Genomic DNA, 13003 nt, shown 5'->3' on the forward strand with positions numbered 1-13003 from the left:
CTGCAGCCTCTTCTATAATTTTATATACACTATTTCTGTCTTTATTCCTTAACAAATCTTCTGAAATAGTTTTCTTTATTATTTCTGATTTGTAAAAAGTATACACCACTGTCTAACTCTTGTATCCCAATTTGCGATGAATTATCTGTTAGTATTCCTTTTTTAACAATTGCCCCTGTAATGTTAGCAATACTGTATGGCGTATTTTGCATTGATTCTGAAAGAGTAACTGTTATATCCCTTCCTCTACTAACTGGATTAGGATACAATACAACATTATTCGATGTTATAAAATCTTTACTTACATCTTCCAAAGTACTTACTTTCAACACTTCACTTTGTTCTGAAGCATTGCTTACTGCATCATATGCTATCACACTGATACTATATTCTGTGTTAGCATTGAGTCTTGTTAAGGTCGTATTGGTCTCTGTAATACCATATACAACTGTTTTTCCATCTACCAATACATCATATCTGGTTACTGCAACATTATCTGATGATGCCGTCCATGAAACATCTATAGTTGTCGATGTGATATTAGAAGCTGTAAGATTGGTGGGTGCTGTAGGAGCTTGATCATCGGGATTAGAAGTAAAAGATCCTGTAAAAACACCTCGCCCATAAGTCGATGCCAGGATTACATTATCATAATGACTTCCTCCTTTTGCCCAATAATCAAAAGAAGTAACTCTTACATCACTCATCCCATTTTGCGATCGTACCCAATTCGGGTTGGTAGTATCAAAGTTTCTTGTTTTCCAAACTCCTAATTGTGTTGCTAGAATTACTTCTCTCCTATCCAATGGGTTTTGTAAAATATCTCTAACAGGAATATTGGGTAAATCCCCTTCTTTGTTCATCCAGGTTTCTCCACCATCTACAGAAGCCCATACGCTTACTACACCATAATTATGAATAGTAACTAATATATCATTATCGGTTGCACCATATCGTATAGAAGATATGGAACCTAAAAATGGATTAGAAATTTCTACCCATGTGGCAGTACCTATTCCTACATCGGTCAATTTGATCATTTTTCCATCTTTTAATCCCACTAACCAAGTATGATCTGTATAAGGTGATGCAACAAACGCTGTAGGCGAATCAGTTAATAATGAATTGGTAATGTCATCATTTTTATTATTTGCTACATCAATGGTTTTAATTTTATTATTAGATGATCGAACAGAACTATTGGCTAATAAGAAGTTAGCCTTATCATCATATCCCATAGCATTAACAAAATCACCAGAAGACTCTTCCAATAAAGTTTCATCTTTAATATCATCAAATGAACCATTCCAGGGTAAATACACTTTTAATATTTGCCTATTATATATTGTAGTGGTTATTAAATATTCTCCATCTTTATCCACAAAGGTATATCCTCCATCTCCACCGCTTACTTGTACCGTACCATTGGCTCCACTTTTTGGATTTATAAACGCCTGAGTTCCGTTATCTTGTGCTCCTGCAGAAAAGATTTCACTTCTGTTCGCCACTCCATTAGGTCCTATAGCGCCCTTTACAAATTGAGTAGTTATATACCCTTTAACCCTGCTTTGAATTGCATCTGGATTATTTTGTGTTTTAGATAAACTATTGGCAAAATTAACCCCTCCATCGTTACCAAAAATTGCCTGATCGGTATTGCCTGGTCTAAATACCATGGCATGTTGATCTGCATGAACCAAAGGAACTTCTAATTTATCTAATCCAAAAAATTCACTATCTGTCCATTTAGAAATCTGATCCCAACTTGCTCCATTATCAACTGATCTAAATAGATCTATTCCTCCAACATATAAAATTGAATCATTGGTTGGATCAGATTCAATCATTAAGTTATAAAATCCTTGAAATCGTGTAAAACCAAACCTCGAAATTATTCTATCCACGTCTACGGGTAAATTAGTCTTAGAAAGATTTTCTTCAGAGTTAAATCCATCGGTAGTCACATAAATCTGTTCAGATTTTGAACCCCTTCCAGCGCTAAGAGCATATAACTTATTAGCATTATAACTTGATACTTCTAATTCTAACCTGTCTGCATTAGGAAGTGGAGAAACAGGAGCTTCTAACCAATTTTCACCATCTATAGAACTAAAAATACGTCCACCTTCAATATCTCCTAAAATCTTAACCCCCACGGTAGACATCCATAATTTATTATCAGCTCCTATTTCAAAATCATTAGGAATATAAAATGTCGAATTACCAAACCTATCTACAAACTTTAAATTATCAGACTCTAAACGATTCCACGTTTCTCCATTATCAATAGATCGATATATCCCACTTGATTGTGTTCCTAATACTTGAAATGGATTAAATAGAGTGTGTAAACCTGATCCTACACCAACAAATATTTCAGTTCTATTAAGTGCTATATTTTCCCAGACAACTATATCATTTATATAGAAAATCCCTGAAAGAGAAATTCCTAGATCACCATCATCAGCCGGTAAAATATTTAAGGGTTTCCAATTAACACCACCATCTACAGATTTATATATTCCATTACCCACTACATCTCCATTAGTATATTGTTCTCCTGTTCCTAAATACCAAATATCCGAATCTTTGGGATCGACTGCTATTGTAGTTACATTAAGGTTTCCTGGAACTCCTTGTACCATCCTCCACTCTGAATCCTCTAAGGTAATATCATCATTTACCCATAGTCCACCACTTACACCACCAGAAAAAACTCTTTTATAATTAGGATCATTAGGATCAAATAGTACTGCTCGTGTGCGTCCCCCTACATTATTAGACCCTCTTGATATCCAAGGATTATTCACATCATCACCTGGAGCTCTTTTACTTCTGATTTTTCTTTCTAACTGTTTTCGCAATTTTTCTACGACTTCAGGTTCAGTTCTTCCTGTAGCAGGATTTATGGTTAGTTCCCACATCTGTTCATAATACTTATCAGGTGGCAAACGAAGTTCCTTTCTTTCTTGTTTAGAAAGATATTTGGTTTCTTTATAAGGACTGTTTTTTAAGTATTCTGAATGTTGATTCCTTAATTCACTTATCTTATCATTTACTATATTTGTATCCGCTATTTCGTTATCTCTTGTTAATTGTATTATAGAGAACATACAAATAGACAATAAGCTAATTCCTGCTAGGATTGGGTAGGCATTTTTTTTCATAATATTAGATCATTTGTGTAATTACATCGGTATAAGTTTTTTATCTTATTTATACACTTAAGTAAACTAAATTTAATAAAACTCGTTTTTTATTCGTTTTCAAATTGTATAAACGGTTTATATAAATGTATAAAAGGTAGAAATAAATGTATAAACGGTTAATGACTTTATGATTATCTAACAAACAGTATCTTCGTCCTAATGAATCCTTCTATTTTACAAACTCCTATTGATTACCTTAAGGGTGTTGGCCCGTCAAGAGCAAATCTACTTCGGTCAGAATTAGGGATTCATACCTATCAGGACCTTATCAATCTTTTTCCTAATCGTTATCTTGATAAAACGCAATATTATAAGATTAATCAATTACAACGTAACTCTTCCGAAGTACAAATTGTTGGGAAAATCGTGCATATCAAAACAGTTGCACAAAAAAGAGGAAAACGACTTGTTGCCAAGTTTATAGACGAAACCGGCGAAATGGAATTGGTATGGTTTAGAAGACATAAATGGATTCAGGAACAAATAAAGCTAAACACTCCCTATGTAATTTTTGGAAAGACCAAATATTATAATGGGTTTAGTATGCCTCATCCAGAGATGGAGTTACTCTCAGAGCATCAGCAAAACCTTAAAATTGCCATGCAACCCATATATCCTTCGACAGAAAAGTTAGCCAACAAAGGGATCTCCAATCGTGTAATAAGTAAGATGATGCAACAATTGTTTGTAGAGACTAAGGCCAGGTTTTATGACACATTAACCAAAGAGATTCTAGATGATTTAAAGCTTATATCAAAGAGTGAAGCAGTCTTCAATATTCATTTTCCAAAAAATCAAGAATTACTTGCTAAAGCACAATATCGTCTTAAGTTTGAAGAGTTATTCTACATACAATTACAATTAATTACTAAAAAACTAATTCGAAAACAAAAGATAAAAGGATTTCCTTTTCCTTTGGTAGGTGACTATTTTAATACGTTTTATAAGGATCACCTCCCTTTTGAGTTAACCAATGCTCAAAAAAGAGTGATTAAAGAAATTAGAAATGATATTGGTAATAGTGCACAGATGAATCGATTATTGCAGGGAGATGTGGGTTCTGGTAAAACTATTGTTGGATTAATGACTATGTTATTGGCTATCGATAATGGTTTTCAAGCTTGTCTAATGGCTCCTACCGCGATTCTGGCTAACCAACACTATCAAGGAATCAAAGAACTCACCAAAGATCTTGATATTAATGTAAAACTCTTAATGGGGAGTTCTACAGCCAAAGAACGACGTGAAATTCATGCTTCATTAGCAGAAGGGGATTTACATATTCTTATTGGTACGCATGCCATTCTAGAGGACAAGGTACAATTTCATAACCTTGGTTTGGCTATTATAGATGAACAACATCGATTTGGAGTAGCGCAACGTGCCAAATTATGGCACAAAAACACCTACCCGCCACATATTCTGGTGATGACCGCTACCCCAATTCCCAGAACCTTGGCCATGAGTTTGTACGGAGATTTAGATATTTCTGTTATTGATGAACTTCCTCCCGGTCGTAAAGCAATCAAAACAGTACATCGTTATGATAGTAACCGTTTAAAAGTTTTTAAATTTATTGCAGATGAAATACAAAAGGGAAGACAAATTTATATCGTTTACCCCTTGATACAAGAGTCTGAAGCTATGGATTATAAAGATCTTATGGACGGGTACGAAAGTATCGCTCGCTCTTTTCCCTCTCCCACCTATCAGATTTCTATAGTGCATGGTAAAATGAAACCTGCCGATAAAGACTATGAGATGGATCGCTTTGTAAAAGGAGAAACGCAAATAATGGTGGCTACCACAGTTATAGAGGTTGGTGTAAATGTACCCAATGCCAGTGTTATGATTATAGAGAGTGCCGAAAGATTTGGTTTGTCCCAGTTACACCAATTACGTGGTCGTGTGGGCCGTGGTGCTGAGCAAAGTTTTTGTATTTTGATGACGAGTTTTAAATTATCTGCAGATAGTAAAACCAGGTTAGAAACCATGGTTCGAACAAATGATGGATTTGATATTGCCGAAGTAGATTTAAAACTACGTGGCCCGGGTGATATTATGGGTACACAACAAAGTGGTGTACTAACGCTAAAAATTGCGGATATTGTAAAAGATAATGAAATTTTAAAAACGGCACGTCATTATGCAGTTAAAATACTGAATGAAGATCCGTCCTTATCACTAGAAAAAAACAAAGTACTTTTATATACCTACCAACAAATGGCCAAACACAAAAATATCTGGAATTACATTTCGTAATATCAACACAACATTGATCTTATAAATGACTAATAAATTATATCGACAACCATACATACTGTTCTATGAAATTTAAAAATAAACGTAGATGGCAAATCATTCGACAATATGGTATAGGTTGGACATTGGCATTTATATTTTTAAGTATTGTAAGAGGTGAGGGAACTCGAGAGTTAGGATCTGTTCAGTTCGAAATTTGGCAATCTATAGTTACCTCTATTATAGGAGGGCCATTGTTAGGTTTTATTTCCGGGTATGTTCAAATATTAATAGAAGAACGAAGTTATGGAAGAATATCTTTATTAAAACTATCCTTATTGCGACTGATATATGTTTTGCTTTTTCTACTCTCTATAATAGCCCTATCGTATGCCATTTTTGCAAAGAACATAACATTTTTCAAATTTGCATTCGAACCCGGTAGCTTAGCTATCTATTTATATATAATATCCGTCGATATTTTTATGTTTGGATTACGACAGGTCAATTTATTTCTTGGTAGTAATAATCTTTGGAAACTTTTTAGCGGTAAGTTTTATTCGCCAAGAGAAGAAGAACGTATTTTTATGTTTCTAGATCTTCAATCTTCGACACAACATGCTGAAAAACTAGGGCATATCAAATATAGTAAGATGATTCAGGATTGTTTTAATGATTTAGGAGTTGTTGTAGAAAACGAAGCAGAAATATATCAATATGTAGGAGATGAAGTGGTCTTGACATGGAAACTCAAAGAAGGGTTAAAAAACCAAAATTGTTTAAATGCATATTTTAATTTTAAAAAACGATTAGATCAAAAAAAAGATTTTTACTTAAAAAACTATAATTGCACCCCTCATTTTAAAGCAGGAATAAATTTAGGTATCGTTACGGTAACCGAAGTTGGTAAATTTAAAAAGGAAATCGCCTACCACGGAGACACAATTAATACGGCAGCAAGGATTCAAGGTAAATGCAATGAGTTTAATCAAGAGCTTTTAATATCAGAAAATTTAAAAAATGTGCTTGGTGATACTAATTTCTATTTTGATAAAATTGGTGATATCGCACTTAAAGGGAAAGAAAAACAAGTGCTTCTGTATGGTGTTTATCAAACAAAAAAAACATATTGATTCATTACATACAAGTATTCCCCTATCATACCTACACCTCTCCCTACATTAATTTTACCTGTCCCCAACTATCTAAAAGTTCATCCCCGCTGTATGTATCATCTATCAATATTTTTTATCGACCAGCTATATAAAAAAGACTACCCGAACGATACCTAAACCCTTCCCCGAATTGTTTTATAGTCAAGATATGTAAAATTCTTCCACCGCACCTAAGATATCCGTCCTCGCAACAAAAGTATTGATCATCGGTAAGCTGATTGCTTATTTTTATGCGAGGGTTAATACATGCAAGAATATCCCCTTTATTTTCGTTATTTTTGAGAGACAAAAAATAAATACACATGAAATTAGCCATAACTCATTTACTATTGTTACTTTCCTTAAGTACGTATGCTCAAACAGCAATAACTCCTGAAGATTTGAAAATCATTATAGGTGACTGGCAAGGAAGTATTACATATCTTGACTATAAAACAAATCAACCCTTTACCATGCCTGCAAATTTGGTTGTTCAACAAGGAAAAGATAAAAACAGTTTAGCGCTAAGTCATATTTATCCAAATGAGCCTAAGGCAAATAATTCAGAAAAAATTAAAATTTCTAGAAATGGGTTGCTATTGAATAAAAAAGAAGTCATATCAAGAAAGAAATTAGAAAATAGATCTATTCAAATTCAAACCATGCATAAAGGTAAAGATGATAATAAAACTGCCCATATTCGATATACATATATTCTTGGAAATGAATTGTTTTTGATTAGAAAAGAAGTTCAATTCGATCAAACAGATAATTGGATAAAAAGAAGTGAGTATAATTATACTAAGAAAAAGCAATAGACAATATATAGTACAATTATGACATAGTACTGCTATATTTTCAATCCACTTGGAGACTAAAAACGATAACGATTAAAACGCCATATGTAACAATCTTCCCATCTAATCGTCATCAAAAGAAAAGGGCGAATTATGTCAGAAATATCAAAGTTAAGCTTATACTTTTTACGTGCAATGTATTTGCTTATAGCAGCAGGGTTGATCCTTACTATTTGGCCTGAAATAATTGTTCCTACGCAGAGATTAGCCAATGAAGACACAGTAATTCAATCCTTATTGGGGGCATTGGCGTTACTGGCTGCACTCGGTATTCGGTTTCCCATAAAAATGCTTCCTATTTTAATTTTCGAACTAATCTGGAAATTAATTTGGGTATTTGGTTTTGCATTACCAACCTGGTTGAACCATGGCCTGGATACCTATGCAAAAGAAACTCTTTTTGCATGCCTAATCGGTGTAATATTAGTACCCATTGTTATACCTTGGCGCTATGTCTATAACCATTACATAAAATTAAAACAAACTACTAAACCAACAACTTAATTGTTATAATCAATGATCAACACGAAATATTCTCTTTCTAAATATGCCCGTATAGGTGGAGTTTTATACCTCTTAATAATTGTTCTTGGTGCTCTTGGACAAATAGTTATCAGGGGATCGGTGATCACCATGGATCCTGCCACTACTTATCAAAATCTTGTGGCTTCGAACACTTTATGGCGTATAGGTATTATAGGAGATATTATGATGCATATCCTGGATATTCCGTTAATGATTATTTTATTTCTGTTGCTTAAAAACGTAAACAAATACCTGGCATTACTGGGTGTTTTGTTTAATGTTATACAAACCGCGGTATTAGTCGTTAATAAGATGTCACTTATTGTTGCTACCGTTTTGATCAATAATCCATCGTATACAAAAGCATTCGATGCAGATCAAATACATGCGCAAGTATATTTGTTAACCGACGTACATGATTATGGTTTTGGACTTGGGCTTATTTTTTTCGGATTTGCTTGTTTAACCTATGGTTATTTAATTTTTAAATCAAATTATTTTCCAAATGTTTTAGGTGTTTTAATGGGTAATGCCGGTCTTTGTTACCTGATTAATAGTTTGGTACTCATTCTTGCACCACAATACTCTGAAGATGTATTTTTAGTACTCTTATTTTCTTTAATCGGAGAATTGTCTTTTTCACTTTGGTTATTGGTTAAAGGAGTGAAAACAACAAAATAATATTGAATCTTATACTTTAAAAAATCCTTGATAAAAAACAGTATCTAAAAATATTCATCAAAGATAAAGTAACATATTATGGTTATATGACACTTACTAAATAATAGTAACCATCATAATTTTAATAAAATGAACAAACTTTTATCTATTATCACAACTTTATTGGTATTCGCAGGATTGACTGGTTGTAGTGCTCTTACCGGAGAAGAAATAGCCAGATTAGCTATCAATCAAGTAAGTACCGATGACAATAATCTAATTATTAAGGAAACCTCTTTATCACTTAAAAAAGGAGATGAAATTGCTTTTTGGTCAGAAATGGATATGAAATATGAAGGAGACGTTACTTTACAATTTCAAATAGAAGTGTTAAAAGACGGAGAAAACCTTGGAATATTAGAAATTGACACTACCGAGAAAAATATAACCTTAGGAGAACTTAAAACATCAATCATGGGGAAAACAGACTGGAGTTTTACGGGTAAAAACTCTGAGTTTAAAATTGAAGATGATGGAAACTATACATTTAAGGGAATCCTGGTTGCTACCAAAAATCCTACACTTATTATTAACAAAGCAGAAATTGTATTGAAAATATGATGTATCACTACCATTATATAGAAAAATAGCTCATGTAATGATCAGTGTTTCAAAAGATAATTCTTATAAATTCATAAAGTATATCATGAGTTTTTTAAACACAAATACCTCTAAAAAAACTAATAACAAAACGAATAGATAACACATAAAAACATTTTCCAATTCTTGTAATATAATTGATTCGGTTTCTTTTTTTAATTAGTTTTAGCACATTATTTATTCCATAATTGCTGCCTGCAAATTGGGTGTGACTAATAATGTATAATTAGATAATTTATTTATGAAATTTACAGAGTGTTTAAACGATTTATGGGATTACTTTTTTTTGGGAGATCCTGCAAACTTATCCAAATTTAAACTAGAGAATAAGTTGTCTGATAATTTGATACAAGAATTCACTACAAATGATAGTGGAGACTTGGTGGTTGAAAAAGGAGTGTTAATCCCAATGTCTGGAGTCAAAAACTATCCTTATCATATTTTTTTCACTATTAATACTAAAGATTCCGCATTCAATAATCATGAAAGTGATTTGCAGTTTCGAAAAGAAGGATATATTTTGGAAGTCATTAGTAATGAAATATATCTAATGACTATTCCATATTTACAGCTATGGAATGAAGAAAACGGAATAAAAAATCTTACCTCAAATACTATTCGACCAAAAATTCCTTTAGAAAATGGAATATATACTGTAGAAATTTTAGGAGGTGAAACCAAACAAAGCAGTGGATGGGAACCCACTTTCGAATTCATTTTGACCAAAAGCACTTACGAAACATCATTTGGTGTTCAGGATGTTGGATTCAAGTTTCAAATAGAAAGTAGAGAATATTAACATAACCTGTAACTTTTGTATGTTTTACTACAAACAAATTTGAAATAATACTATTTATAATTAAGCATGGAAATTACAATTTCTGAAACCAGAAACATTGATATACAACAAATAGTACATCTTTATAAAGCAAATAAATGGAGTGCTGCCGAAAAACCAAATGAGCTCTATAATGCACTTATAAATTCGCATACATTAATTTCTGCCTGGAGTGGTGAAGAACTTGTCGGTTTAGGAAATGCTATTTCTGATGGGCACCTTGTGGTATATTATCCTCATTTATTAGTTCATCCTGATTATCACGGACAAGGTATTGGACAAAGAATTGTATCTAAAATGCAGGAGAAATATGGTGATTTTCATATGCAGATACTAACTGCAGATGGTAAAGCAATAGATTTTTATAAAAAAGTAGGATTTAAAAGGGCTGGTGAGACAGCACCTATGTGGATTTATAAGGGAAACGAACACTAGTTCTTAATGATATAAAACAATACACTTTATTGTATTACTACATAAAATAGAAAAGATGACTTGTTATAAGTCATCTTTTCTGGGATGGATGAAATATTTCAAACACTATTTCAAATCAAACCGGTCCAGGTTCATTACCTTGGTCCATGCTGACACAAAATCATGAATGAATTTCTTTTCTGAGTCTTCACATGCATATACTTCTGCAATAGCACGAAGCTCAGAATTCGAACCAAAAATAAGATCAACTCTTGTTCCTGTCCATATAAGTTCTCCCGTGATACGATTACGCCCTTCGAATACATTACCATCATCAGAAATGCTCTTCCAGGTAGTTTTCATATCTAATAGATTTTTAAAGAAATCATTGCTTAACGATTCAGGGTTACTGGTAAATACCCCATGATTAGATAGGTCATGATTTGTATTAAGTACGCGCATTCCTCCTACTAATACTGCCATCTCTGGAACTGTAAGCGTTAGTAGCTGTGCTTTATCTACTAATAATTCTTCTGCAGACGCGCCGTGACTTCCTTTTAAATAATTTCTAAACCCATCTGCAATAGGTTCTAGTACTGCAAACGATTCTACATCTGTTTGTTCTTGAGAAGCATCTGTACGACCTGCTGCAAATGGTACCGTTATCTTATGCCCCTTATTCTTTGCTGCTTGTTCTATAGCGGCACTACCTCCTAAAACAATTAAGTCTGCTATAGATACTTGTTTATTGCCTTCTTGAGCTTCATTAAACTCTGTTTTAACCCCTTCTAACACTTCTAAAACTCTGGTAACCTGAGTAGTATTATTTATACTCCAATCTTTTTGTGGTGCAAGACGAATACGTCCTCCATTCGCGCCCCCTCGTTTATCAGAACCTCTAAAAGTAGATGCAGACGCCCATGCGGTAGTTACCAATTGCGATATGGTTAATCCTGAGGCTAATATTCTTCTTTTCAATTCGTCTATATCTGCTTCACCAATTAATTCATGTGTAACAGCGGGTACAGGGTCTTGCCAGATTAACTCTTCTTTCGGCACATCCGATCCCAAATAAAGAACTTTAGGTCCCATATCTCTATGTGTTAGCTTAAACCAAGCACGAGCAAAAGCTTCTTCAAACTCTACTGGGTTTTCATAAAAACGTTTAGAAATTGGAAGATAAACAGGATCTAATTTTAATGCCATATCTGCCGTAGTCATCATCAGCGATTGTTGCTTAGATGCATCTCCTGCTTTAGGAGCTGTTCTTGCCGAAGAGGCTTCTGTAGGAACCCATTGATGAGCTCCTGCTGGGCTCTTTGTTAATTCCCAATCATATCCTAACAGAACTTCGAAGTAATCATGATCCCATTTTATAGGGTTTGGAGTCCATGCCCCTTCAAGACCACTGGTAATTGTATCATCACCTTTACCAGAACCAAATGTATTTTTCCAACCCAAACTTTGCTCTTCTATACTTGCTCCTGCTGGTTCAGCCCCAACATATTTATCAGGATCGGCTGCTCCATGGGCTTTTCCAAAAGTATGACCTCCTGCTACCAAAGCAACCGTTTCTTCGTCATTCATTGCCATACGACCAAAGGTTTCTCTGATATCATAAGCAGATCCTAGAGGATCCGGATTACCACCTGGGCCTTCTGGGTTTACATATATAAGTCCCATATGAGTTGCTCCTAATGGATTTTCTAACTCTCGCTCACCAGAATAACGTTCTTTATCTCCCATCCATTCGGTTTCAGAACCCCAGTAAATATCTTGTTCAGGCTCCCAGATATCCTCACGCCCACCGGCAAAACCAAAGGTTTTAAAACCCATAGATTCCAAAGCACAATTTCCTGCCAAAATCATTAAATCTGCCCAGGAGATTTTTCTTCCATATTTTTGTTTTATAGGCCATAATAATAGCCTTGCCTTATCAAGGTTTCCGTTATCCGGCCAACTATTTAAAGGAGCAAAACGTTGGCTTCCAGAACCTGCTCCTCCTCTACCATCTTGAATACGATATGTACCTGCACTATGCCAAGCCATACGAATAAACAAAGGACCATAATGACCATAATCTGCCGGCCACCAATCCTGAGACGTAGTCATTAAGTCTATAAGATCTTTTTTTATTTTATTTAAATCTAAACTTTTGAATTCTTCAGCATAGTCAAATTTTTCTCCCATAGGATCAGACTTGGTAGAATTTTGTCTAAGAATATTTAATTTTAATTGATTTGGCCACCAATCTTGATTAGATGTACCTCCTCCAGCGCTTTCATTTTTTGCTCCCCCCATAAATGGGCATTTACTTATATCTCCATTAATGTGACTATTTGTGTTATCCATATTTAAATTGATTTTTTACGATTTGTTACCAAACTTAGCTAAATACCAAAGCAAAACAATAGATAAATTATATATTTAATCTAATAAACAATA

10 protein-coding genes are annotated in these 13003 nt (G+C 33.8%); 8 read left to right on the forward strand and 2 right to left on the reverse strand.

Annotated elements, in window-relative coordinates; translation table 11 throughout:
* Positions 1 to 41 precede the first annotated feature (41 nt).
* Positions 42 to 3167 carry a fibronectin type III domain-containing protein gene (locus tag ABW636_RS10090; protein ID WP_367589851.1) on the reverse strand — a complete coding sequence of 1042 codons (3126 nt, stop codon included), beginning with the start codon at positions 3165 to 3167 and terminating at the stop codon, positions 42 to 44.
* A gap of 201 nt (positions 3168 to 3368) precedes the next feature.
* Here ABW636_RS10090 and recG point away from each other — a divergent pair, with 201 nt between their 5' ends.
* The 8 genes from recG to ABW636_RS10130 all read left to right on the forward strand — a co-directional run bounded on the left by recG (position 3369) and on the right by ABW636_RS10130 (position 10579).
* Positions 3369 to 5471 (forward strand): ATP-dependent DNA helicase RecG, encoded by a 2103-nt coding sequence (gene recG / locus ABW636_RS10095; protein WP_367589852.1) that lies wholly within the window; start codon positions 3369 to 3371, stop codon positions 5469 to 5471.
* A gap of 65 nt (positions 5472 to 5536) precedes the next feature.
* On the forward strand, positions 5537 to 6583 hold the full coding sequence (locus tag ABW636_RS10100) for an adenylate/guanylate cyclase domain-containing protein (RefSeq protein WP_367589853.1): 1047 nt from the start codon (positions 5537 to 5539) through the stop codon (positions 6581 to 6583).
* Between the two features lie 344 nt (positions 6584 to 6927).
* Positions 6928 to 7422, forward strand: a complete 495-nt coding sequence (locus tag ABW636_RS10105) for a hypothetical protein (protein WP_367589854.1) — start codon at positions 6928 to 6930, stop codon at positions 7420 to 7422.
* 132 nt (positions 7423 to 7554) lie between these two features.
* Positions 7555 to 7965: a hypothetical protein gene (locus tag ABW636_RS10110; RefSeq protein ID WP_367589855.1), complete on the forward strand. Its 411-nt coding sequence runs from the start codon at positions 7555 to 7557 to the stop codon at positions 7963 to 7965.
* A 12-nt stretch (positions 7966 to 7977) separates the two neighbouring features.
* Positions 7978 to 8667 (forward strand): DUF4386 domain-containing protein, encoded by a 690-nt coding sequence (locus tag ABW636_RS10115; RefSeq protein ID WP_367589856.1) that lies wholly within the window; start codon positions 7978 to 7980, stop codon positions 8665 to 8667.
* Between the two features lie 129 nt (positions 8668 to 8796).
* On the forward strand, positions 8797 to 9267 hold the full coding sequence (locus ABW636_RS10120) for a hypothetical protein (protein WP_367589857.1): 471 nt from the start codon (positions 8797 to 8799) through the stop codon (positions 9265 to 9267).
* 280 nt (positions 9268 to 9547) lie between these two features.
* Positions 9548 to 10105: a hypothetical protein gene (locus tag ABW636_RS10125; RefSeq protein ID WP_367589858.1), complete on the forward strand. Its 558-nt coding sequence runs from the start codon at positions 9548 to 9550 to the stop codon at positions 10103 to 10105.
* 66 nt (positions 10106 to 10171) lie between these two features.
* The gene (locus ABW636_RS10130) at positions 10172 to 10579 is read left to right on the forward strand and encodes a GNAT family N-acetyltransferase (RefSeq protein ID WP_367589859.1); all 408 of its coding nucleotides are present in this window, start codon (positions 10172 to 10174) and stop codon (positions 10577 to 10579) included.
* A 105-nt stretch (positions 10580 to 10684) separates the two neighbouring features.
* Here ABW636_RS10130 and katG read toward each other — a convergent pair whose 3' ends face one another.
* Positions 10685 to 12910, reverse strand: coding sequence for a catalase/peroxidase HPI (gene katG, locus ABW636_RS10135; RefSeq protein ID WP_367589860.1), 2226 nt, complete (start codon positions 12908 to 12910; stop codon positions 10685 to 10687).
* Positions 12911 to 13003 lie beyond the last annotated feature (93 nt).

Origin of the sequence: Aquimarina discodermiae (assembly GCF_040786235.1) — a bacterium.
In the GTDB taxonomy this organism is placed as follows: domain Bacteria; phylum Bacteroidota; class Bacteroidia; order Flavobacteriales; family Flavobacteriaceae; genus Aquimarina.